Source organism: Aliikangiella marina (assembly GCF_007004765.1).
Taxonomy (GTDB): Bacteria; Pseudomonadota; Gammaproteobacteria; order Enterobacterales; family Kangiellaceae; genus Aliikangiella; species Aliikangiella marina.
Genome location: NZ_VIKR01000005.1, coordinates 253,956 through 277,795, shown reverse-complemented (window position 1 = coordinate 277,795; position 23,840 = coordinate 253,956). Strand labels below are relative to the sequence as shown.

Annotated in this window: 20 protein-coding genes; 5 read left to right on the top strand and 15 right to left on the bottom strand. The window is 39.3% G+C overall.

Going from position 1 to position 23,840, the window contains the following annotated elements:
- Positions 1-188 precede the first annotated feature (188 nt).
- Positions 189-527 carry a hypothetical protein gene (locus tag FLL45_RS18505; protein ID WP_142943541.1) on the bottom strand — a complete coding sequence of 113 codons (339 nt, stop codon included), beginning with the start codon at positions 525-527 and terminating at the stop codon, positions 189-191.
- Positions 528-880: 353 nt separating this feature from the next.
- Positions 881-1,234 (bottom strand): hypothetical protein, encoded by a 354-nt coding sequence (locus tag FLL45_RS18500; protein ID WP_142943540.1) that lies wholly within the window; start codon positions 1,232-1,234, stop codon positions 881-883.
- A 503-nt stretch (positions 1,235-1,737) separates the two neighbouring features.
- On the opposite strand from FLL45_RS18500, the gene FLL45_RS18495 reads away from it, so the two are divergent.
- The gene (locus tag FLL45_RS18495) at positions 1,738-2,520 is read left to right on the top strand and encodes a ParA family protein (protein WP_142943539.1); all 783 of its coding nucleotides are present in this window, start codon (positions 1,738-1,740) and stop codon (positions 2,518-2,520) included.
- Between the two features lie 273 nt (positions 2,521-2,793).
- Here the strand turns inward: FLL45_RS18495 and FLL45_RS18490 are convergent, their stop codons facing one another.
- Positions 2,794-3,909, bottom strand: a complete 1,116-nt coding sequence (locus FLL45_RS18490) for a PQQ-dependent sugar dehydrogenase (RefSeq protein ID WP_185964542.1) — start codon at positions 3,907-3,909, stop codon at positions 2,794-2,796.
- Between the two features lie 508 nt (positions 3,910-4,417).
- Here FLL45_RS18490 and FLL45_RS18485 point away from each other — a divergent pair.
- Positions 4,418-5,407 (top strand): right-handed parallel beta-helix repeat-containing protein, encoded by a 990-nt coding sequence (locus FLL45_RS18485; RefSeq protein WP_142943537.1) that lies wholly within the window; start codon positions 4,418-4,420, stop codon positions 5,405-5,407.
- Between the two features lie 268 nt (positions 5,408-5,675).
- Here FLL45_RS18485 and FLL45_RS18480 read toward each other — a convergent pair whose 3' ends face one another.
- Positions 5,676-6,071, bottom strand: a complete 396-nt coding sequence (locus FLL45_RS18480; protein WP_142943536.1) for a hypothetical protein — start codon at positions 6,069-6,071, stop codon at positions 5,676-5,678.
- A 155-nt stretch (positions 6,072-6,226) separates the two neighbouring features.
- Positions 6,227-6,643: a hypothetical protein gene (locus FLL45_RS18475; protein WP_142943535.1), complete on the bottom strand. Its 417-nt coding sequence runs from the start codon at positions 6,641-6,643 to the stop codon at positions 6,227-6,229.
- A 528-nt stretch (positions 6,644-7,171) separates the two neighbouring features.
- Between FLL45_RS18475 and FLL45_RS18470 the strand changes: the two genes are divergently transcribed.
- Positions 7,172-7,600, top strand: coding sequence for a MarR family winged helix-turn-helix transcriptional regulator (locus FLL45_RS18470; RefSeq protein ID WP_142943534.1), 429 nt, complete (start codon positions 7,172-7,174; stop codon positions 7,598-7,600).
- A 202-nt stretch (positions 7,601-7,802) separates the two neighbouring features.
- On the top strand, positions 7,803-8,672 hold the full coding sequence (locus FLL45_RS18465) for an alpha/beta hydrolase family protein (protein WP_142943533.1): 870 nt from the start codon (positions 7,803-7,805) through the stop codon (positions 8,670-8,672).
- A gap of 118 nt (positions 8,673-8,790) precedes the next feature.
- Here the strand turns inward: FLL45_RS18465 and FLL45_RS22840 are convergent, their stop codons facing one another.
- Positions 8,791-9,294 carry a helix-turn-helix domain-containing protein gene (locus FLL45_RS22840; protein ID WP_185964541.1) on the bottom strand — a complete coding sequence of 168 codons (504 nt, stop codon included), beginning with the start codon at positions 9,292-9,294 and terminating at the stop codon, positions 8,791-8,793.
- A 389-nt stretch (positions 9,295-9,683) separates the two neighbouring features.
- Between FLL45_RS22840 and FLL45_RS18455 the strand changes: the two genes are divergently transcribed.
- Positions 9,684-11,873 carry a S8 family peptidase gene (locus tag FLL45_RS18455; RefSeq protein WP_142943532.1) on the top strand — a complete coding sequence of 730 codons (2,190 nt, stop codon included), beginning with the start codon at positions 9,684-9,686 and terminating at the stop codon, positions 11,871-11,873.
- Positions 11,874-12,476: 603 nt separating this feature from the next.
- Here FLL45_RS18455 and FLL45_RS18450 read toward each other — a convergent pair.
- The 9 genes from FLL45_RS18450 to FLL45_RS18410 all read right to left on the bottom strand — a co-directional run bounded on the left by FLL45_RS18450 (position 12,477) and on the right by FLL45_RS18410 (position 23,759).
- On the bottom strand, positions 12,477-12,857 hold the full coding sequence (locus FLL45_RS18450; RefSeq protein WP_142943531.1) for a hypothetical protein: 381 nt from the start codon (positions 12,855-12,857) through the stop codon (positions 12,477-12,479).
- Positions 12,858-12,982: 125 nt separating this feature from the next.
- Complete coding sequence (locus FLL45_RS18445; protein ID WP_142943530.1) at positions 12,983-14,455, bottom strand: amidohydrolase family protein; 1,473 nt, start codon at positions 14,453-14,455, stop codon at positions 12,983-12,985.
- 157 nt (positions 14,456-14,612) lie between these two features.
- Positions 14,613-15,659, bottom strand: coding sequence for a helix-turn-helix domain-containing protein (locus FLL45_RS18440; protein ID WP_142943529.1), 1,047 nt, complete (start codon positions 15,657-15,659; stop codon positions 14,613-14,615).
- Between the two features lie 170 nt (positions 15,660-15,829).
- Positions 15,830-16,120, bottom strand: coding sequence for a hypothetical protein (locus FLL45_RS18435; protein WP_142943528.1), 291 nt, complete (start codon positions 16,118-16,120; stop codon positions 15,830-15,832).
- 253 nt (positions 16,121-16,373) lie between these two features.
- Positions 16,374-17,675, bottom strand: coding sequence for a HAMP domain-containing protein (locus FLL45_RS18430; protein WP_142943527.1), 1,302 nt, complete (start codon positions 17,673-17,675; stop codon positions 16,374-16,376).
- A gap of 279 nt (positions 17,676-17,954) precedes the next feature.
- Complete coding sequence (locus FLL45_RS18425; RefSeq protein ID WP_142943526.1) at positions 17,955-20,702, bottom strand: PKD domain-containing protein; 2,748 nt, start codon at positions 20,700-20,702, stop codon at positions 17,955-17,957.
- 219 nt (positions 20,703-20,921) lie between these two features.
- Entirely contained in the window at positions 20,922-21,902 is a 981-nt protein-coding gene (locus tag FLL45_RS18420; RefSeq protein ID WP_142943525.1) for a DUF4097 family beta strand repeat-containing protein, read from the bottom strand.
- 347 nt (positions 21,903-22,249) lie between these two features.
- Positions 22,250-22,663 (bottom strand): alternative ribosome rescue aminoacyl-tRNA hydrolase ArfB, encoded by a 414-nt coding sequence (arfB, locus tag FLL45_RS18415; RefSeq protein WP_142943524.1) that lies wholly within the window; start codon positions 22,661-22,663, stop codon positions 22,250-22,252.
- Positions 22,664-22,682: 19 nt separating this feature from the next.
- Positions 22,683-23,759, bottom strand: coding sequence for a TRAP transporter substrate-binding protein (locus FLL45_RS18410; RefSeq protein ID WP_142943523.1), 1,077 nt, complete (start codon positions 23,757-23,759; stop codon positions 22,683-22,685).
- Positions 23,760-23,840: the final 81 nt, after the last annotated feature.

Genomic DNA, 23,840 nt, shown 5'->3' with positions numbered 1-23,840 from the left:
AACACTATTTAAAATATTATCCCAGTCTATAACTGCCCTCAACGTGATGATTTGAGTCTAATATGACTTAATTATTCTATTAGGTTTTACGTTTCATTCTGAATATTCATCTCCTTCTTGTAAAGGAGAGTATATCCATTCCCAAGCTTTTGAATCCGGCAACTCTTACTCTACATTTTGGTAATTTTTTATTTAATTGACTCTTTAGGAACAAATTCATTAGCATATTCCATTGGCAATGGAACGGCTTCATCATGCAATATTATTATCTGCTGGTCTAGCAACTCACCAATGACATTATGGATTTGATCACGAAGTCCATTAGGGGGAGTTCCTTCGTATTTAGAACCCACTGCGTTAACAAATTCACCGATGGTGTGCTGTCCATCAGCAGAAAAGAATACAAGTTCATGCCATTCTTCCATAGTTACCATTCGGGGAGCCATTGGACTAATATTATCATGAACTACTAGTTGCCCATCCAGCATACTCCAAGTCAAATTACGCGAAAAATACTGCCCATCCATATCCTTTTCTCCCGTATACAAAACAAATACAGTCAGTCACAATATCATGATTAACTTACAACACAAGTCGCGAATATCTTTAACTTTAATAGTATTTGTGAGAAATATACTCAAATGATTGAGAGAAATCTCTCAATGGTTACTGTCTTGATCTATTGCTAAATCATAACTATGTAACTTACTATCATTGGCAAGATTGAATAGTGTTAAACCATGTAAATCTGGATTTAGCTGCAATCTTATACAAATAGCCCAAATCTCTTGTTGCTTGAGCGGCATCTTCTACCCGAGAGTTTTGCCCTTATTCCAAGGTGCCTGTCAGTAATTGATTATGCTATACCCCAACCTACCTACTATCTTATGCCTGCACCTTGACTAGCAGTCGAAGAGGCATAGCAAACTGATTCGGCTGTTGTTGGCAAGTTGACTACAACACCCCATTCTTTTCCGGCTGTGAAGGCAGTAAGCGCCATAGACATGGCTACTTGTGTTCTCTCTGCGCCCATATGCGCCACGTGAAATTCAACTCTATTATCTCTGCAGGTATTTTTTAATGTATTATTTTCCAAATATATTAAAAAACTTCCATCGGGTGAAAGAGTTTGTATTTTATTTACTTTGCCCCAATACCAAGCATTACTCGCGAAAGCATTATGACTTGTTACTAAGAATACTGAAGCAAACAAAAGACTAACTAATTTTTTCATTTAAATTTTTCCCTAATAAATACTAGAACAAATACGGAAGTCACAATATCATGTGGTTCACAATCTACGATGACAACAAATACAGACAGTCACAATATCATGATTAATCTACAACACAAGTCGCGAATACCTTTAACTTTAATAGTATTTGTAAGAAATATACTCAGGTAGTTGAGAGAAATCACTTAATAGTGAGTGTCTTTCTCTATTTTTTGAGAGAAATTTGCGCAGATGGTTGTGAGAAATCAATTAATAGTGACTGTCTTGTTCTATTTTTGATCTATTTTAGTTTCGACTCTCTAATGCCTTCAAATATCGAGTTAAGCTAAGCTTTGCTCAGATAGATTCCATGATTGGCAGGCACTTATCAGAAACTTGTTGATGCTCACCCAAAACATAATTGGGCAGCAATTTCTAATTTTTACTGGTACAGTCAATAACCAATAAACCTCATTGCTGTAAACATCTTCTGTTTTCAATTATTTAGTGAGTATAGGGATACAATGCGAAGAGTCATATTTAATCAAAAAGGCGGCGTTGGTAAATCGAGCATTGCTTGTAATCTGGCGGCGATTAGTGCAAAGAAAGGCTTAAAAACCTTATTAATTGATCTAGACGTTCAGGGCAATTGTAGTTATTACGCGGGATTTGACTTTCCTTTTGGCGAAACCAATCAAAAACCAGAAAATACAGTTGCAGAAATGTTAAAACAAACGTCGGGATTCTTCTCAACAAAGAAAAAGCCAATTGAGTTTGTTCACCAAACACCTTTTGACAACTTGTCCTTATTGCCAGCAAGCCCAGAGCTTGGCGCAATTGAAAAAGAACTCGAAAGCCGATACATCATATACAAAATGAAAGAGGCGCTAGTCGAGTTAGAAGAGCACTTCGACAGGATATATATTGATACTCCACCAAATTTTAACTTTTATAGTAAATCTGCTTTAATTGCCGCCAATACTGTACTAATCCCTTTTGATTGTGACAGTTTTTCGCGCCAGGCCCTCTTTAACTTAATGAATAATATCAGCGAACTACAAGGCGATCATAATAAAGAACTGGAAATTGAAGGCATTGTCGTTAACCAGTTTAATTCTCAAGCAAGACTACCAAGAGAGTTAATCGAAGAATTGAAACAAGAAAAGTTTCCGATAGTCGATGCATTTTTATCTTCTTCGGTGAAAATGAAAGAGTCGCATCGAGTACAAAAGCCATTGATCAACTATGCTCCCAAGCACAAGTTGACACAACAGTTTATTGAGTTATACCAAGTGCTTGAACAATAGCGAATGTCTTTAACTTAAATAGTTTTTTCAGAAATATACTCAGGTGATTGAGGAAGGTCACTTATTAGTGCCTATCTTCACTTATTTATTTTCCTAGTCGCTAATAATCTTTTAGACGAAGATACCAGAGAGCCGAGTATTGGGTCAATTCCAGAAGACTACCCGCAGTCAGGACGTCAATGGTTAATCGAGTTCAGCTGTCAGATAGAGTAGGCAAGAATAACACAAGGCAATTTAAAACCACTTTTTGAAATGACCTTGCGATAACTGAATTTACTTTACCAAAAGCTCGATAACCCTTCCTTGCGTTTCATCGCTGAGGATAAAAATTCGACCATCGGGCGATGCGATAATATCCCTCATACGTATCCCCAAAATCAGCTCTTGTTCATCGACGACGCGTCCATTGTTAAGCGTAAAACTTAATAGTCGACCGCTACTTAGTCCTGAGACTAATAAACGGTTATTCAAAGATCTGTATCTGCTATTCTGATAAAACAATAAACCACTCGGTGCCATGGTAAATTCTTGCCAGGAATATACAGGCGCGACAAACTTATCCTCGCTTACTTTTTCAGGTAAGTAGTCTTTGTCTTTGTAATTTCCAGTTGTCAGGTAAGGCCAACCATAATTGGCATTGGGCTTAAGAATATTGAGTTCATCGCCGAGAATAGGACCATGGTCTGAAATCCAAACGTTATTACTGATGATTTCCATTGCTTGAACATTACGGAGTCCAGATGCAACCTGTATGGCTTCAAAACTTTCGCTTTTGCTAACTTTTGCAGGCTTTTTAATCGACCATATCTTACCCCGTGAGTCTGCAGGATTTTGAGCCACCGGTTCTTGTCCTTGTTTTTTTGCCGATGAAAATCTTTCGCCTATTGCGATTAATAAGTTTTTTTGATGATCGAAAATTAGCGCACCGCCAAAGTGAAACCGATCGTCGTTTGCAGGGGTAGCGCTAAATACCTCACGGTCAAAAACAAGCTTATTGCCGGTAACGTGTATTCGAGAGACTTTAAGAAAACTGTTCTTTTCGCTTTTGGCTGCGTATGACCAATAGATAAATCCATTTGTATCAAAGTTTGGGTCGACCGCGACATCGAAAGCGCCGGAGTTATCAAAACGTGCAATACGCCTCTGATCAAGGTCGAGTGGTTTTTCTAGTTTGTCTAGCAGGCGATAATTCTTGCCAAATAGTTTTAACGTGCCCTCCATTTCAGATACGATCAACCGACCATCGGGAAGAAACGCTGCTCCCCAGGGACGGTCTAGATTGACAATTCGATTGGAAAGTTCAAGGCCAAACGCTAATTGCTGTGCGTGATTTGAGTAAGAAATACAGTATGACAAACAGATGACTAAGAAAAAACAATATTTTTGCACGTTCCCGTCCCTGAAATTAAATTTTTGTGCGTCGATGTTACCTCGAACTAGGCGATTTCTCGAATTTTTATCGATGAATATACTTGGCTTTACGATAGTTCGTTCGAAACGCGCTAATCTGCTATTGAACTATCTCAATAGTCGATTCGAAAAGATATTTTATTTGGCGCAAACAGATACAGACAACAAACACAGACAGTCACAATATCATGATTAGCTTACGACACAAGTAGCGAATATCTTTAACCTAAATAGGCTTTGTCAGAAATATACTCAGGTGGTTGAGAGAAATCACTTAATAGTGACTGTCTTTATTTATTCGGTCTTTATTTATTTTTTTTTATTTTTTGTTTATTGTGCTTCTAACTTTTCGATATGAATAACTAATTCGAAAATGTCCCAATTTTGATAGTCGATTGGCACGATATTGATAACAAGTTTTTTAACGCCGCTCCTATAATTTTTCTCTTCTTTAAGTAACAAATATAAATCAAGAAGGAGATAAATTATGTCATTCAAACTATTCATTGCACTTGCTTTAAGCGTGCTATCAACTACAGCAATGGCTTGCGATGTTACTGTGCCAAGTGGTGGCAGCATCACGAACGCGGTTAACTCATTGAGTACATCAGGCGGTAAGGTGTGCTTACAAAACGGCACTTACTTTATAAGCGATTTTAGATTGACCAAAGATAATGTGCATATTCAGGGACAAGGTCGAGGGCAGACGACAGTTTACGCCTCCGGTAGTCGAGGCATTTCGGTTCGCGGTAAAAACGCGACATTAAGCCGTTTTTCTTTAATTGGTAATGGTGGTACCCGGGCATCTAGAACATTTGGCATCCTAAGTTATGACACTTCGAACGTTAATATCTGGACTTTGGACATTGAGCAATTCAAAATTTCGGTTGGCGTTAACTTATCGAGCCAGGTCAAAATAAGTAATGTTTGGGCAAATCACAACGGTGATCCAAACAATGAGTCTGCCGGTGGGACTTCCGGGTCCGATCCGCACATCTGGATCAGTAAAAGCCAATTTGTGGATGTAAAATACGGTAATTACTATGGCCAGGCCGATGGTTACAAACCGGGCGGCGACGGTGAACTGGCCGCTTATGATTCGACTTTTGTGAACTTTGACTCCACCTACGTTTGGAATTCCGGTGCATCGGGTATTTATCTAGTTAACTGCGATAACTGCTCCATTCGCAATACTCGAGTTGCCAATGCCGACGGTTGGGGGCTTGATGTGGTTGGTGGCTCAAATAACTTCAGTGCTTCAGGCAATATCGTTGACGGCGCGCGCTTCTCTGCGGTGATTTTCCACGAAGATGTCAATGGTCCAGGCGTTTTCTCAAATAACCAATTCTGGGGCAGTAACAATTACAGTGGTGTTGGGAACTGCCCTGCCATTAATGTGCGGGGTAACCTGACTAACGTAACACTATTTGGCAACACCAATTACGACAGTGGGCCGATAGCTTGCCGCCGTCGCTAGTAATCAACATTTGGACAACGGGTTAATTTTAAAAGCAGTGTATAAATTAGCCCGGCTTTAATATTTCAATGCGGTCTTGTTTGCTTGTTCGAAGCAATCTTTCTTTCGTAGCTAACCACCAACAAAAGACAAAAAATATACGTGTTATATTTTCTCTACTTTAAAAAGTATTTCTACTGTCAACTGAATCAGGTTTGTGATTAATTTAGTCAGGGATACCTAGTAGATACTTTTTATAAATATACCTAACTATAAGCATACCGAACTCTTATTGTTCTACACTTAGCACAGGTAAATACATTGAAATAACTACAACAATCAATAAAATAAATGATAAAAATGCATTGATTTTCGCAATTCTATAGATAAGCAATTGGTTTCGATAATTTATCATGAAACTTGCAAGTCCTATCAATAAAACAGTACTAAAAAAACTTAAAAATATAAATAAGGGATAAGTTTTAATAACAATACCTGTTACAACAGGAAGTTCAACATTAAAACTCTCAAACACCTCCATGAATTTAATAGGAAAAACATGAGCAATATAGTAGCACCCAGCAGCAATTAGAACAGAAAAAACTAAAATACAAGCTTGGTAGATACTTAGCCTTTTAGTATCGATAATGTCAGATTTAGGGGGAGTATATTCTTCTTGTTTCATATTTTAATTTGCTTTGTTGTGTTTTTATCCTTCAAAGGAAAACAACTCTTGTAAAAACAACTATCATACAACTACCATACAACTACCAAACAACTACCAAACAACTACGGACAATCACAATATCATGATTAACTTACAAGACTAGTAGCGATTTTCTAGCGAAATCGAGTTATGCTTTTCCCTTTAAAATAAGAATTCTCCTGGCCCAGAGACAATACATTTATCTCTAACGCTCTTGGATTTCCATAATCAAATATCAAGTCATACGCACCATCGTTAGATAATTTTATAATCGCTACGGTAGGACGCCCACTTTCTGTTTTTTCCATTTCCAAAAATATCTTTTTAAACAATGCAGCGAGAGCTGAAAAATAACGATCGCTCAATTTATCCTCGACATTAGTGAGGTATAACTTTGACTCCTTCACAAAGTTAGATTGCAACCTAACGTGTTCAGGTCCAAACTCTGCGTATCGAACGTAGCTAGTATCATAGTCAACATTGGCCTGCCCCATAAACTCGTTAAAAACATTGACTGCGTCTTTAATTAACTGCTCATTATTAAAGTTCATTCTTAGTACTCTCTTTACAATTTCTTTTCTCTGCTATAGAAATTAATGTTAGCAACACGAACATTTTAACAATTCTAACCTCATGATTCTATTTCTGAATCAATTTACTCTGGTTCTACTAACTTTATAATGTGTTGTGCTTCAATAACTCTTTGCTTCACTACCTTCCCAAATTAACATATAGCTGGATCATAATCCTTAGGTGTTCTCTGACCGCTCTCACACACATCAATATTGAATTATGCAGTCAAAAAAATAGACAGGCACAATATCATGATTAACCTACAACACAAGTAGCGAATGTCTTAAACTATTTCGGAACTATTTCTGTACCATTTTAAAATCAGTCTTAACCAAAGCTATTCACCATCCACCCTATGAATATAGTTGACATATCAACTATATTCATGATTGAATAAGACATGCTTATTTCTCAATAAGTTATAAAAGTGGTGTTTTATTGTATTAAGGTGAGTAGTAATTAATTATGATGTATCTGACTACAAGATAGAATGAATTGAATACTACATGACAAAAAAAAGACGTTTAATCTACCAAATCAATGTCGCGCGCCACGCTATGATGAAATACCTAGATGCAGGTAGCCGGGAAACACTCGGCGTGTCAGCGACGCAATTAACTGCATTAATGGCGCTAAGAGAAAACGGTGGCTTATTGATGAGCGAGCTTGCTGAAGTCTTAATGCTTGATAAGTCAGCAGTTACAGGCTTAGCAAAAAGAATGATAGCAAATGAGCTTATCGTTAGAGTACCAAGTGAAAATGACGCCAGAGCTTCCCTTTTGAAAGTAACAGCAAAAGGGAATGAAAAAATAGAGCTAGGCCTTAAATTACTTAAAGGTGTCAATAAACAAATATCTGAAGGATTTACTGAAGACGAGCTAGTCATTGTTTCAAGGTTTTTGGAGCATCTAAGGTCAACGTTTTCGAATGATTAGTGAATTAAAATAATTGCTGATAATTTGATTGGTATTGTTGAGCTCACTGTAAACTTACTCAAACACTAGCCAGCTGTGGACTGCGCCAAATTAAAATTAAATATATCGTAATAATTACATTTCAATCTTCTGCTTCGTCATTATTGATAAATGAATGAGCCTAATAAGAGAATATCAAGCTTTTTAATACTACTGACCTGACATGACCGAAATATCTGTACGTGACATTAAAGTTATCTGTGAAGACAACTATCAGTTAGCTGCTACTATTTTTAAACCTACTCAAAACATTAAGGGGGCTGTGTTAATTGGCCCTGCAACAGGCATTAAAAGGCAGTTTTATGCTAACTTCGCTCAATTTTTAGCTAAAAACGGTTTTGCTGTTTTAACCTATGATAATCGAGGAATTGGCGATTCATTATATGGTAGCGTTAAAGACAGTAAGGCTAGCTTGCAATGTTGGGGACAACTCGACCAACCAGCAGCGCTTGATGAATTAATGAAGTGTTTTCCGAAAACACACTATCATTTAGTTGGACACAGTGCTGGAGGACAGCTATTTGGCTTACTCCCGAACGCCAAACAATTAAAATCTATTTTTAATTATGCTTGCTCGTCAGGTCGGTTATGGAATATGAGGCTTTCTCATCAGTTAAAAGCTCACTTTTTTATGAATTTTTTCATTCCTACCTCTAATGCATTATTTGGTCACACAAAAGCTCAATGGGTTGGCATGGGAGAGCCGCTACCAAAGCAAGTCGCTAAACAATGGCAAACGTGGTGTAACGGTAGTGGCTATGTAAAAATGGCTTTTAATAAATCGATTGAACAACACTACTATGAAGAACTCACTACGCCTTCAATGTGGGTAAATGCGACTGACGATGACATTGCCAATGATGCTAATGTCCAAGATATGCTGAAAGTATGCCCTAAATTATCTGCTCAAACTCTCACATTAAAACCTGAAGATTATGACTTAACAGAAATTGGTCATATGAAATTTTTTAGCCGAAAGTCTCAGGCGCTGTGGAAACTACCACTCGAATGGCTAGAAAAACATTCAGCTTAAAAATTAGTCAAATATATAAAGACATATATAAGCTGTATTCCGATTACCAACGCATTACGAGCTTGGGGAGGGGAGCATTTTGCATCAACCTTGAATGCCTAAGCAAGCTAGGGCATGGCTAATCAGCGCTGCCCTGATCGTGACTGCTCTGCTGCTTTAAAATCTGCTCTACTTTCTTTTTCTTCCATTGTTCACCAAACGGTTGGTATACAACAATGGCAAGTCCACCAATTAAAACTGCAAATGACAAAAATACCACAATAAGTGGGCCTGTGTTTTCACCTTCATTGTAGTTTGGCAACATAAAGAGCACGAACACTGTGATTAAAAAAGCGCTAAAGGCATAGAAATACTTTATTCCATCAACGCGTTTTTCTATCTGCTCACGATTAGAATCGATTTGTACCTGCTCGGTTTCTGTTATTGACTTTGGCTCTTTCTCAGCCTCAATACGTTGTAATAGCTCCTCTGTCGAGATTTCAAACACAGACGCCAAAGACTTTAGTGTTTCAGCTCCAACCGTATCGCCTTTTTCTACCCGTTGAATGGTTCTAACATTTAATCCACTCATTTGGGCAAGTTGATCTTGCGACCAACCTTTACTTAATCGTAGTGACTTCATTTACTTAGCTAACGATGTTTTGAATATTTGCTAAACATACACTAAAAAAGGGCTGTCGGGAATGACAGAAAGGCGACAGCTACCCGATCGAGCTCTGCTAATCTAACTATCTTAGCTGTCCTTAGGTTGTTTTTTTTGGGGGGTGATTAGCTCATCATAAACGCTACGTTAACGACCTTTCATATCTCAAAAAACCATGTGAACCAATTCCTTATCTCTTATCCTTGTCGTTAAATGCCATACATTTGTCTTAGATAACCATGTACCTGACTTATCAGCTTACCGATAATGATTCACACAGACTATCGACACTGAAGTCTCTGTAGTAAAGCCGATTCAAAAGTAACGCTCACTGTTCAAAAAATTTATAGTATTTCTAGGAGATTTATATGTTAAGGCAACTGTTATCGTTCCTCTTACTATCAAAATTAAGTAATTTACCCGCGCGAAACCATAAGTACTTCTTTACGGTCGTACTCCTGTTCGTTAGCCACAATAGCGTGGCCTGCAATTTTAATGATGAGGTCTATTCACAGCTCGACTATGGTTTATATTGGTTTGGCACCGAAAACCAATGTCAAAAAGCCGATAGCAATAATCAAAATGAATTTTATAATCCGAAGAATAAAACCCTAATTTTTATTCATGGACTGCACAGCGGTAAAGATAAAGTTCAGTTTCGCGAAACATTCAATCCGATCCAACTCGAAGCGGGTGGGCCAAATATCAATTTTGCCGATTTTTGGATTAACAAAGGATGGAATGTCGGAATTTTATATTGGAATCAATTCGCTAATGAGCGACAAGTAAAAAATGCCGAAGCTAAAATTTGGACGGCAACTGGAAAGAAAAGGATGAGGTGGAGAGATGTCGCAGGGAATTACCAAGACTTTGATACTGATTTAAACGTTAGTGAATTACTAAGCAATAACCTAGTCAATAATTTGAGTAACTTTGATGGGAGCCATCTACGAATTGTTGGACACTCTTTAGGCAGTCAGGTTGCTATTTCGGTGAGTAAAAACTTGCTTGATGCTAGTTTGTCGGGTCGTGTCAGCCCAAAGCTAATTCCAGACCGTATAGCGTTGTTGGACGCTTTTTCTTCAAATGGTAAGAAGAAGTATCTTAATCGTCGTTGGGTCGGTGAAGTTATGCGAGACTATGTCGCAAGCCTTCAATCTTTCGGTGTTGTGTTTGAATCTTATCGAACATCAGCTACTACGAGTACTATTTTTGTTGGTGATGAGAACAAAGAACTGAACGATATGACCGCATTTGTTGAAATGAAAAATGATTATTTCGGTCCGCTCGACTTTCGAAAAAAACACCTAGCGGCACCTTGGCGATATTTTTGGAGCATCGATTACCCAGCACCTGAAATCGAACAAGCCGAGTTACCTGCCCCCAGTGCCAGTACTTCAGATTTAAGAATTGAGCAAATGCAGTCCAATAACATGACTGGTTCAGTTGTGCAAATAGATGGTGCGACAACAAAAAGCCCTTTTGACGACAGATACCGGTATTCAAGTCGACTCGCTAATAAAAATAAGAAACACGCTAACAATCCATTAGAAGGCAGCTATCAACTATCGACACAAGAACAACGAGCCGCAGATAATAATTGGGGTTTGAGAAAAACAAGAATGTTAGAAGCTTGGCAAATATTACACTCAAAAAATATATTACCAGGCGAAGGAGTCGTTATCGCGCACACAGACACGGGGATAAGTGAGCACCCAGAACTGGAAGGGAACAACTTTACACCCTCACCTATCGACATCAGTTCAGCAAAAGACTATGTTGATGGTGATGGCTTTCCAGAACATAACTTTGACGCTATAAATTTAATTCCACGCCACGGTCATGGCACCGAAACGGCAAGTGTAATAGTCAGCCCAATTGGTTGTCCTACGGGCTTTAGTGAACCTTGCGTCACTGGAGCGGCACCATACGCTAAGTTAGTCCCTATACGAGTCAGTGACGCGGTTATTATTGCGACTGGTAAGCGGTTAGCTAAAGGAGTCGATCATGCGGTCGATATCGGTGCGGATATAATTTCTATCTCAATGGGTGGGGTGGGAAACCTTCCTGAATTACACCAAGCCATCCAGCGAGCCAACGATGCAGGGATTATCGTTATTGCCGCCGGCAGTAACTTTACCGCGAGCATTCCAGTTAAACCTGCCGCTTGGGAAACAACCATAGCTGTAGGAGCCGTTCGAGAATCACTTACGCCTTGGATTGGCAGCGCATTTGGTCCCTGGATTGATATTAGCGCGCCGGGCGTCAATATATTTCATGCGCGGACTGAACGGAACGATGGTAGGATTGAATATAGCGTTAAGAAAGCAAGAGGTACATCAGACGCCGCCTCATTGGTTAGCGGAGCTGCTGCATTATGGCTGAGTTATCATGGTAAGGATAATTTAGTTAGCCAATATGGCGCAAAAAATGTCCCAGCCATTTTTAAGCAAATATTACGGGAACACGGCGTGTTTAGGACAAAAAATTTTCCCAAAACGGGTTATGGAACGGGAATACTTGATGCTGCTCTTCTACTTGAAGCGCCACTACCTTAAATAAAGTGCGTTCTAACTTTTGGTACTTCCAGTAAATATTTAATTGTTTTTAAAAGGCGATACACTCAACGGGTTGTGTGTTTTTGTTCTACCCGTCCTTTTAGCCTGAGAGCTGATTCTGATTACGGCATCAACTATTGGGCAATGACTTATTTAAGTACAAATCTGAGTATGAAATCAATAACTTTTTGATCCGATAGACTAGCTGCATTGTTAGTCGAGTTACTCGTTTAATTATTAAATCTGCGGTTCAAAAAATAAATTATGAGAGACACAACCCTATGATTAACTTGAACATTAGTAGCGAATATCTTTAGCTTAAATGATACATGTGAGAAATATGCTCAGGTGGTGTAAGCGGGTTACTAAATAAGAGTCTGACTTTAACTATAAACTCCTGATATACACTGTTTCAATATTAACTTAAATTGAGATTAACAAATATCGAAGTTAAATTCCGTAAGTAGTTCTAACCTTTAATTTTCATAACTTACTGCATCCCGGTCTATCTATTTTTTATATAATGTCAAAATAATTTGAAGTATAGTTCCTTAATCCAACTCTTAATCGATTTGTCAGTGATTTCTATCATTCTGTAGAAAACTAGAATCGACCATATTGTTTTGCAAACATCTGGAAATCATCCTCATAAACAATCTGTCCGGGTTGCTTGGTCCGAAGAAAAATTATAGCAAAGCCCTTGTTTTCAATAAGGCTGGAAAGTACTCTTACCTTTTTAATAGGCTCAATAGCAGAATCTTTAAACCAACTAATGTATCTATCTGGGCCCTTTAGTTTTTTACTGCTCATATTTTCAAATGGTGAATCCATGCTTTTCTCAAACCAACTCTTCAGCGAGTCAGCAACTCTAAACTCTTCCTCAGTCAACTCACCATCATCACGTAAATATCGTATCGCATGAAAAATACCGATTTTTTGATTCAAATCTGTATGGATCGCTTCAGTAACAAATCTAATATACATAAGATTCTCGCTTACCATAACTTTTTCATACAAAGACTACTCACAATCGAGAACAACGGGCAAAATATTACGACTCGGATAATTCAAAAACAGTGAAGATAAAAAGCGCTCAATACTCGACACTATCACCTAGCCAAGATCCTGTGCCATTGCTCAATCAAGTACCAACCCATCAGTTCAAATCGACTCATATGAAGTTTTGCTTGTTCTTTTAATTTTAAAACATCCTTTTTATTAAAATATTTTCCATTATTAACGACGCCATATGGTTTAAGATAAGTCGAAAAATTATCCAATGGATTTTGCTCAGTTAAGACTAAATCAGCCTCAAAGCCTTCTGCAATTTTACCGAAACGCTCACCTGCTCCCAATGCAAGCGCACCATTCACTGTCGCACTGGTATAAATAACATCACTCGAAATTCCGACTTGTTCCATTCTCATCAACTCTCTGATTAGTCCGTCTCCCATCAAAGTAAAGCCAGCGCCCGCATCGGAACCAACCAACAAGGGCACTTCAGCTTCACTCAACCGCCTCGCGATGACTCCCATATAATTAGACTTATTCATCCAAGATTGAGCATTTTTAACCGACATCGCGAAATCAATACTCGGCTGCATCATTTCTTTAATCATTGGATTAAGGTAACTGACCGATAGCGTGTTATAAAAACCTTCTTTGTGAACGGCTAGTTCAGCAAGTTCATGGAAATTGTAAAGCGTAATATCAACGGGAATTCCTGATTGTTTAATGGTATCAATTAACTGCGGCAAGTCTTCTGGATTTTTAGAATAATTAAGCGATGCTTGAAAAAGCATTTCTGCGTGCTCTATCGATTGTAATCCTGGCTCAATAAACTCTTGTAACGAAAATCCAAATGCGGGATGCCCTGTCACAGCCAACTTTTGCAGCTTAGCCTCAGCTTGAATGGCGCGGTACATCTCGATGCTAAGACCGTCATAAACCTTAATTAAATCGTAACCAATTTCTTTAAAGTACTTGACCCATGTTCTTGCTTGCTGAGTTGACTCAGGAAACCAATGATGGTCTCCATAAGCGTATTGGCTCTTTTGATTGAGAATCGGACTGGATGTAAAAAGTTCTGGCCCATCTAATTGACCACTAGCAATTTCTTCTTTTAAACGGAGGTGATGAGGCATGCCATGTAAATTGCGAACCGTTGTTACACCATGCGCTAACGCAAGCAACATTTCAGATCGGTCGTAAACATGCACATGCATATCGACCAACCCAGCCGATAAATACTTGCCGTTACCATCAATGACGGTATCTGATGGCGTTACTGAATAAGGAGTCGGCGAAATTTGGACAATCTTGTTACCTCGTATTACCACATCATATTGATAGCCATTTGTATCCTCGGACTTACCCACAATGGCGATATTTTGGATGACTAAAGATTCTTTTTTTTGTCCGAGTGCTGCAAAATTTGGAGAGTTTAGTTTAGCAAAGAGAACCGAGGCGCCTGCGACTAACGCCAGTAATATCAACAAAGATAACAGTAGCTTGAAAAGCCACTTGAGTATCAGTAAGCGCCAATTACCTGCTAGAAGATCGAATTTATTTCGTTTATTCACTGAGCAAAACTCCTACCACATTGATTAAATATTAAAGGGACTCATTCGAAAGGAATGATTATCGACAAGTAGGATTATTCACATGGTACTATCCGCGGGCGTCCGAAATAAGAATACTGGACGTCCAGAATTAGTAGGTTATTGATAATATTGAACTTTAATTACGAGCAACAGACTCAGAGTATTGTGTGGGAGTTAATCCAGTTTGCTGTTTAAAGACGGCATTGAAGGTCGACTTTGAGTTGAAACCAGCAGCAAGCGCCAGATCAAGAAAATTAGCGTTTGGTTTTTCTACAATTTTTGCCTGAACTTCATTAATTCGTAAGCGGTTAATATAATCACTAAAAGTCACGCCTCCACCGCAATTAATTGCCCAAGACAGATCTTTTTCATTCATATCGACTTCAATCGCTAATTGGCGCAAAGTTAATCGGGGTAGTCGATACAGATGTTCATTGATTACTTTACTATCGAGCCATTTAAAAATTGATTGGGCTTGTGCGGTTTCTCCTTCATCTTGAACAGTCAAATTCCCATCCGGGCTCCATACGGTCTTATCCTGCCACGCTTCAAACAATTCAGGTTGATTTATCGATTTATATATCATCCAACTAAACATGATGAGGTAACCGGTTTGCGTGGCAAAGTACCATTTAATCGCAAAATCTAATGCAAGTATTGGTTGTAGGTTCAATCGAACTAGGTCAATTACCCCTATCGTAACTGCGACGACTAGTAACTTTCTTAACCAATCAATACGGTAAGCGTGACTATCTGCAGTAAGATTTGCAGTCGCATAATGATAGCTTCGAATAAGTTTAATACTAAAAACCATGTAGGAAATCTGGCTAAACGTTCCCAGAAACAGAATCACTTGTACCCAATGAGTAAAGGGTAAACAAAGTAACGCAGGGAGCACATGAATGATTCGGCGTGAAGTCAGTTGCACACTCGGTTTAACAAGTCGGTGGACAAACCAAAAAAACAATGGGCCGGTAAGCAAAGAAAAAATTGGTGTGACTAAATGTATAGAACGCGTGATATTATTTTCTTCGAGAACATTGAAGACTAAAAGTGTTGCCGTTAATAATAGTAGATTTCTCAACCCTTGGTATCTTGATTGATTGGCGATTAATATCGCGCCAAAACAGACCTGAACGAAAAAGACGATCTGTAAAATAGTTATCGGTTGTATTTCTAGCATACTGACAAAAGACGATTGATTAAGGGACAATCAAGAATTGAGGTAATACTAATTATTAAGTGAGATAGATTCATATTAAACAAAATAAAGTATTTTAGGACGACAGATATTAACTGTGCAATCGGCCCATACACCAAAACCAGCGACACTTAATTCTCTAAAAACTCAACTCATAATCGACGAATCCAAACAAGATATATAATCGCACCGAGAATGGGTAACCCATGCCACCAATAAGCAGCGCTAGAGCCCCCTTGCCTATATTGATAAATGATAATTGCTGCTGCAATCACCGAGAGCAAAGGTAGTAGGTAAATGAATATCCCGAGAATCTTGAGTTGTAACTCTGACAAGTTTTTTCCATTAGCGACGCCCCCGCCCGCAAAGGCCGCTAGCATAAAAAGCATAAAAGCGAGTCCTAATTGAAAAAAGGCGCCGATTGTAACCCACAAAAAAGACATCGTGATCCTTATTGGATGTTGTTGGCATCACCTATTAAAGTCAGCGAAGCCTTAAACAAAACGTTTATCTAATTAAATCTGATCCACGAAATGGTACGAATCAATCTAGATTATTAACCTAATCAAAGAAAAACTAATTAAAGAGAAAGTAATCTATGATAGTCACTATATCGATAATTTCGCGCGCTATCAATCTTCACCCTAATTTCTTATAGTCGCTAAGGCGAAATAACGTTAACAAACACCAATTTCATTAGCCTGCTTGTTCAATAGACGCAAACTTGTATTCGATAAATGGCATTAACTGCAACAAGAGCTCCATATGCTGCTGATTAAGTTTGCTTTCATGGTAACTTGATAAGATAAGGAAGGTTTGTTGCTCAACTGACTGCACGGGAAAGACGATAGCCGACTTCAATGGGTATAACTTGACCAAATTACTGAGAATCGGCAGGTCACCCTCAGTCTCTAGATAATCCCTAATATTTGACATATTAATTGGTATTGATTTTTCATGAATTATATCAGTCGCTTTAATACTAGCTTGGCTCTCAGCAACGATCTTTTTGCTGATTAAGTTTTTAAAGTCTTTTGCTGGGGCGATACTTTGATAGGAATAAATATTTTTTCCTTGCTCTCTTGTTATCATTGCAACCAAGTCACATCCAGTATAGTCAGTAATATTTTCATGCAGTAACTGGAGAATTTGTTGCGCTGACTGAGCGGTTTGTAGCTGTCCAAGTATGGAAAGTACCGTTTGCGAACGAGAGGACATTTCATTGAAGGAATCGACTAGCTGACCAACTTCATTATTATATGAACTTTCTATTTGATGACCAAAATCACCATTAGATACTCGAAGAAATGCTTTCTTGGTTTTGTTAATTGGATTTGAAATTCGAAAGTAAAAAAACACAGCTATCGCAATGATAAACGTAACAATGCTATATAGCTCAACTTGAGCACTACGTTGCGCTAAGGTTAGTTGCTTTTCACTAATTGTTGAAAATTGACTACCCATTTGTGCCAGGGCTGAATTCAAATTACCGACGTTTTCAACGATAAACTCAGCGCCCCATTCTAGCCGAGGCTCCTCGGTATTATCTCCAAACTTTTCATTGAGTCCTTTCTGGAAAGCTTGCCATTTTTTATTCGAGTCTTGAATATGTTCAAGAAGCCTCAAACTATCTTCTTTTGAGGCAATGCTAAAGGGAGCGTTAGCCACTGCAAGTATCGTCGATCTAGAATCCTCTAAGGCTTTAAATGAATTGTCTATCAATGCGAGCTGACTAATTATTACTTTATAATAAACTTCTAAATCTCGATAGTAACTCTCATAGTCTCGGGCAGCATTTGATTGATAGATTTCGCTACTTCTACCGATTTCTGTTACCGCATCGATTAATCTAACCACGCGATTTTTTTCGGTCAGAAGCCTAACAGATTGCGCGCCTATGTTTTGAATACTGATTGATATTGCAACCGAAATTGCTCCCATTACGACGATCGCCAGCATAAACTGAAGAAAGATACTTTTATTAATTTTCTTAAACACTTGCTCTACCCAAGTTGAGTGACATCCTTAGTTATAGAAAGCGTTAATCAGGAAAATGTTACAGAGAATTTAATTTTTTTATTATCTAATCAAGTTACGAATGTCCAATAATAACAGTAGTCACTTGATGAGTAATGAGTAATGAGTAATGAGTAATGAGTAATGAGTAATGAGTAATGAAAAATACTTTAGGTTCAGTGTACTCGCACAACTGCTTTAAGTAGGAAGTTGCTTAAGTACACTGAAACTTAATTAATAATAAGAATGGTTAAGCTACCGCTATTGTGCACATACTTTCAAATTATCAATACCTGCTTCTATCAAGTCGCCGGCGCCAGCTGCATCAGATGCTCTGATACGCAACTGTAAACTATCTCCAGCATTTGCTGAAAAGCTCTCCAAAGTCCAAGCCGCATTGGTAGCAACATCACCAATGGAGACGAGTGATTGATAACTACCGCCGTTGACAGATACTTCTAGATTGAAGCCATCATTGGCATCATCTCCAGTATCTCTTTGACCATGGAAGTAATAGAGCGAAACATCAGACGCTGCTGTCACGTTATAAGTCGGAGAAGTCGCGGTACATTCTCCACCATCAACATCGGCATTTCCAGCACTTGAATTTGGCTGAGTAAACAATGCGGATGAGCCACTTTGCGCACCGCCAACTTGAGTAGTCACGCCACCATTTACCACTTCAGTGGGTGAACCCGTGACGAAGGTACCCGTGCTACACGAACCACCAGTCGTCCAGCCACCAATTCCTGATTCAAAACTTTCCTCAATTTGGCAACTAGGACTCGTATCAAGCGCGTAACTCCCAACTAGACTTACGCCAGAGAAGGTTCGATAGGCTTTAACTCGGACAAAATAAGTCCCGCCAGAATCACTTCCAGTACAAGTTTCTGAGTTGCCGTTGCGGTATGGTCGACAGTCATAAACTGAGTCAGTTGGCGCCGCACCAAATCTAACATATAAGTCCGCATCGCCAGATCCACCACTGATTTCAAACCGAATATCGGTCGCACCTGCCGGTACTTCTAATGTGTAATTAACATCGTCACCGGTTGATGCACTTAAGTTGTTAACCGGTACGCCATTTTCTAGGGCCGAATCACTTGCAGCACTGACAGTTACCGCTTTAGAAGTGGAATTTGTCGCACCTTCGTTATCGGTAACCGTTAAATTAACGGTATAGGTCCCGCTACTTGCATAAGTGTGAGACGAGGTTTGTCCAGTTGCAGTGGTTCCATCGCCAAAAGCCCATGCATAACTGACAATTGAACCATCGGGATCGGAACTCGCAGTACCATCAAAGTTGCAAGCTAGCTCTGTACATGATTCTGTGAATGAGGCAGTCGGTCGCTGATTACCGCCAGTTCCACCGCCACACGAATCGAATTTAAAGCTCGAAATATAAGTTCCCCATTGACCACCCGATCGACCATATTCACCGGTATACCAGAAAGTACAGCCATCAACTGGGTCGAGCGCCATATGACTATAGTCACCATATCGATTGCTCGATACGCTAGAAGATGCACTGACTAAAATCACTTCCGGTTGACTCATTGTTCCATTACTATCAGTCGCTAATCTCCCGGTATATCGGAGACCCGGAAAGTCACTACTTGACCCCCAGCTGTAGGCCAACGCAATATTGCCGTCAACATCCATTGCGATTGAGCCCATCCAACGGTTTTTTGAGTCTGGCGAGTAAGTTCCTTCTTGATGAAGTGCCCAACTACCACCACCTGAGCGTCGTAATTCAAACCAGCGGATACCGCCACGATCGTTACCGTTCACATCGGTGACAAAGTTGCCGACAATTGTTTCGTAACTGCCGAAATTTCTATATTGGGCACGATACATAACCACTTCCCTTAGCGGATCCAGCCGTGATGAAGAACCCGATTGGGGAAAGCAAGAAAAAGAAACTAAACCACACAAGGATGAGTCAAATTCGGCAACCGGTATATCAATAACTTTGGTGAAGCTTGAATTGTTGTTACTGAAATTCGCATTAAACTGCCATAACTCAATATAATCTTCATTGGGATTATTGGCGCTTGAGTTATGGACTTCATCATCGCGCTGGCGCAAGAAATAACCGGGAGTACCTGCTGGCATTGGGGTTGTTCCATCATGGTCAACAGGGGTTAACATTTGAAATCCAAATCCACTGAGACTTGAACCTGTTAATCGAACAAAGTTGGCTTGTTGGCCGTTAAGCATTGCCGATCGATTTAGCGCATAAACGGTTGGTGAGCTTTCATTGGTTCCGACATAATATGCGTCAACACCAACGCCATATTTGGGATAATCAGGAAAAGTCGGGGACTGAAAGCTGTATGCGTACCAGCCGCCAGATACTGGATCTGAAGTTTGTGAGATATAAACACATAAAAAATTACCTGACCGCGAAAACTCACTCATGAGCCAGCGCTGTGCCATATCATCAAATAATATAATCGGATCACCCGCACCACTAGCGCAGTTTCCACTACCTAAACTATCCATATTAGTGGGGCCAGCAACACGAGCACCATTGGTTTTATTGTAGATCGAAAAAATGGAACCACCGCTTCCGTTGATCGACTGAATATAATAATTTAAACCGACATCTCCAGTGGGATCTGGTGGGTTCACTCCGGTAAATCCCTCACCATCAAATGACTGCTCAACAACTCTCTGATTAGGTGTTAGATTAGCCACTTTTTGTTTAACGATTAATGGATCATTCTTGTCAATGATCGGATTTTTAAGAGGCCCCGGGGGTTTAAAATTTGGGTTAGTTCGACGACGTGGAATATTCTTGGTTTCATCTCCGGGTTGCCAAGCCAAAGACTCAGGCAAGGTTCTTATATCTTGATTAAACTGGGTTGGCTTAACGGGTGGCGATACCCAAGGTTTTATATTCTGAGAATTTTCTTGGTTGCTTGCAGCGACTGAAAAACCAGTCGACAACAATATAGCAGAAGAAAATTTCACCATTGGCTTGATGAGATTTTTTTTAATTGTCATGGTTTGGTCCTATTGAGTTTCGTTTTTGTATCTTTTATAACCAGGACCAATATAATCAAAATGAAAACAAAAACTGGTAAACTTTAATTTTCATCTCTTTTTAAAATAATTTAACACTGTCTACTTTTTGTAGTTATTCGTAAATTGAGTTTTTTAAAAAGATCGAAAAAAGACCAACTAAATTGGCTTTTTGAGAATATCTATTTAGTGAATTATTTTTTAAGGTTTTCGGTTGTTTATTCTTTTATCATCGCGATCATAGACCGGATCTCCGGGTTTCCAAGGCTTGGCTTTAGGCAGGTCCCGCAAGTCTAGATTGACAATATTGACACTACTCGGTTTTACTGATTGAACTAATGCAGGTGGATCAACTACTTCAATGATAATTTCACCTGAATAAGATTTAAAGTCGACATCCGCAGTTTGTTTACCTTTGGAATAAACAATTCCGCTAGCTTTTTGTTCGCCATTTAATAAAACCGCTTGCTTCGAATCAGCGCTGAGCAAAAGTTCCATATCGCTAAAAATAGACGCCGTAATTTTCCCCGACCGAGATTCAGCAGATGATAACCCAAATTCTTTAAACCCCCGCATTCTAAGATCAATTTGACCGGAGACTGTCTTCGCTGAAAAAAGTCCAGTAGTAGTTAACTTGATGTTACCGCTGTTACTTTCTGCCTGAACATGACTTTCGGTTTTATCGATTTTTATCAACCCAAAATCAGTTTTCGCGACGATGCTTACATCTCCAGGAAACAAAATAGCGATATCGACTCTTCCCCTCATCTCTCCATTAGCATTTTTAATTTTTTCATCGTAAACGACATCAATAAATAACTGATGATTTACTTCTCGAATTCTAAATTCAGGCGTCAGAGGGTTATCGCCGATTTCTTGAATAGTGGCATGCATAAAAACTTTTTGCTCTAAGTGGTTGCGAGAGCGAATACTACCAAAAGGATTGTTTAAGACGACCAATCGAGACTGTGGAATTTCTCCGTTCCAATCAAAACTCTTTAATTCAAATTTTCTAGATTGATTACTTTTCATTTCATGCGCTAATTGTTTCGCCTGCTCCAAGCTGGCAAGTTGAGATTGACTTGATTCACTGTTCAGTAGTTGGTCATTCGTTTTTTGTGCGGCACTGCATTTAATGCTCAACAAAACAATCATCAAATGAATAAAAGCGCATTTTTTCATGGGATAGTCTTTATTAGTATTTTTATAACACTTTAAGGTATTTAAAGTGTGCACCAAGCGTAATGAATATTGACAGCATATCCCTGCAAATTGGTTTATTCAACATTCAAAACCACAGATCGATTTTTTTATAATGAAAGAGAGATATTTTATCGACGCACTCACTCGCTATTTCGAACACCTTTACGCGTAACGAGTTCTATCTGATCAGGCGATGATTTTTAACGATGAATCGAAGTAATAACTTGATTCTACTTGACTTGAAAATAAAAGCCGCTAGTTTTTTTCAAGTATAGATTCCCTCTACCTTATAACTCAGCTTTACTCTCCCGTTTGTTCTCTGAGCTTTAATCTCTTACTTTACCTCTCAATGCCTTAACTCTTCCACGAGAACTTTTTTTATCCAACCTTTTTATCTGTGAACGCTTAGTAGGTTTAGTCGGTCTTCTTTTTTTCTTAACCGCAACTGCGCTGTTGATGATCTGTTTGAGTCTATTTAGCGCCCCTGCTTTGTTTTTTTCTTGGGTTCTAAACTCTTGTGCTTTGATAACAATTACGCCGTCCTTGCTAATTCGGCTATCACTCACACCAAGTAGTTGTTGTTTGTAATGATCTGGTAAGGAAGACTGCTTGATATCAAATCGCAGGTGAATAGCTGATGAAACTTTATTGACGTTCTGACCACCCGCGCCTTGTGCTCTAATCGCAGATAGCTCAATATCTTCATCAGCTATTGAGACTTTCTGCGAGATAATTAACATCGTTTATCGGGGACGCGAATTATAAGCTTTGGCTAATTTGCTTCCATGCGTTTGCTTTCTTTTTAAAGTCCAAGTAAGACGCATAAATTCGTTTTGACAATTCATTAGCTTGCCCCTGTTCTTCAACCAGCTTTTCAGAAATACTCTCTAAATGATCAAGAACTTCTTGCGGTAACTTTTTCACTTGCACGCCGTGCTCTTCAACCAAAATTCTGAGAGCCTCATTATTTTTTTCCGTAAACTCAGCGAGCATATCAGCATTGGCCGTTAGACAAGCGGTTTTTACAACATCTTGAAGATCTGCCGGTAATTGCTCAAATGCCTGTTTATTGATTAACGCTTCTAAGGTAGTGCCTGGCTCTTGCCAGCCAGGGTAGTAATAATACTTTGCAGCTTTGTAAAACCCGAAAGCCAGATCATTATATGGGCCGACAAACTCGGCAGCATCAATTCTTCCCATTTCGAGTGCAGAAAATATCTCCCCGCCTGCGATAAGTTCAGGGTTGCCACCTGCTCGTTTTAACACTTCGCCGCCTAAACCAGGGATCCGCATTTTGAGACCCTTTAAGTCATCCACGCTATTAATTTCTTTATTAAACCAACCAGCCATCTGAATATCAGTATTCCCGCCTGGCATAGGAATAAGATTAAAAGGGGCATAAAGCTCCTGCCAAAGTTCAAGACCACCGCCCTTGAGTAACCAGCCATTCATTTCCTGCGCGTTTAATCCGAAAGGCACCGAGCTAAAGAAAGAGGCCGCTGGCATTTTGCCTTTCCAGTAGTAGGAAGCGCCGTGACCCATTTGAACCGTGCCAGAAGAGACAGCATCAAAAACCTGAAGCGCTGGAACTAATTCGCCCGCACCAAAAACTTTTACTGTGATTCTGCCATTACTCAGCTTGCCAATTAACGCCGCCAAGTATTCAGCGCCTGTTCCAAGTCCTTGAAAACCTGGCGGCCAGGTGGTAACCATGTTCCATTCAATCGTTTCTTGAGGCTTATTGTTAGCCTCTCCGGTGGCACAATCTTGTTGCTGACCGCAAGCCGTTAACACGGTCGCTGCGCCGGCTGCAGCGATAAAATTTCTTCTTTTCATTTAAATAATGGTCCCTAGCAAATCTTGCTTTCTTGAAATACGATTAAAAAAGCCCTCACTTGGAGGGCTTTTCTAAAATTT

What these genes read in the sequence shown, in the direction of transcription:
- FLL45_RS18505 (WP_142943541.1), bottom strand. Translation starts at nt 527, where the DNA reads ATGGATGGGCAGTATTTTTCGCGTAATTTGACTTGGAGTATGCTGGAT.
- FLL45_RS18500 (WP_142943540.1), bottom strand. Translation starts at nt 1,234, where the DNA reads ATGAAAAAATTAGTTAGTCTTTTGTTTGCTTCAGTATTCTTAGTAACA.
- FLL45_RS18495 (WP_142943539.1), top strand. Translation starts at nt 1,738, where the DNA reads ATGCGAAGAGTCATATTTAATCAAAAAGGCGGCGTTGGTAAATCGAGC.
- FLL45_RS18485 (WP_142943537.1), top strand. Translation starts at nt 4,418, where the DNA reads ATGTCATTCAAACTATTCATTGCACTTGCTTTAAGCGTGCTATCAACT.
- FLL45_RS18480 (WP_142943536.1), bottom strand. Translation starts at nt 6,071, where the DNA reads ATGAAACAAGAAGAATATACTCCCCCTAAATCTGACATTATCGATACT.
- FLL45_RS18475 (WP_142943535.1), bottom strand. Translation starts at nt 6,643, where the DNA reads ATGAACTTTAATAATGAGCAGTTAATTAAAGACGCAGTCAATGTTTTT.
- FLL45_RS18470 (WP_142943534.1), top strand. Translation starts at nt 7,172, where the DNA reads ATGACAAAAAAAAGACGTTTAATCTACCAAATCAATGTCGCGCGCCAC.
- FLL45_RS18465 (WP_142943533.1), top strand. Translation starts at nt 7,803, where the DNA reads ATGACCGAAATATCTGTACGTGACATTAAAGTTATCTGTGAAGACAAC.
- FLL45_RS22840 (WP_185964541.1), bottom strand. Translation starts at nt 9,294, where the DNA reads ATGAAGTCACTACGATTAAGTAAAGGTTGGTCGCAAGATCAACTTGCC.
- FLL45_RS18455 (WP_142943532.1), top strand. Translation starts at nt 9,684, where the DNA reads ATGTTAAGGCAACTGTTATCGTTCCTCTTACTATCAAAATTAAGTAAT.
- FLL45_RS18450 (WP_142943531.1), bottom strand. Translation starts at nt 12,857, where the DNA reads ATGTATATTAGATTTGTTACTGAAGCGATCCATACAGATTTGAATCAA.
- FLL45_RS18440 (WP_142943529.1), bottom strand. Translation starts at nt 15,659, where the DNA reads ATGCTAGAAATACAACCGATAACTATTTTACAGATCGTCTTTTTCGTT.
- FLL45_RS18435 (WP_142943528.1), bottom strand. Translation starts at nt 16,120, where the DNA reads ATGTCTTTTTTGTGGGTTACAATCGGCGCCTTTTTTCAATTAGGACTC.
- FLL45_RS18425 (WP_142943526.1), bottom strand. Translation starts at nt 20,702, where the DNA reads ATGACAATTAAAAAAAATCTCATCAAGCCAATGGTGAAATTTTCTTCT.
- FLL45_RS18420 (WP_142943525.1), bottom strand. Translation starts at nt 21,902, where the DNA reads ATGAAAAAATGCGCTTTTATTCATTTGATGATTGTTTTGTTGAGCATT.
- arfB (WP_142943524.1), bottom strand. Translation starts at nt 22,663, where the DNA reads ATGTTAATTATCTCGCAGAAAGTCTCAATAGCTGATGAAGATATTGAG.
- FLL45_RS18410 (WP_142943523.1), bottom strand. Translation starts at nt 23,759, where the DNA reads ATGAAAAGAAGAAATTTTATCGCTGCAGCCGGCGCAGCGACCGTGTTA.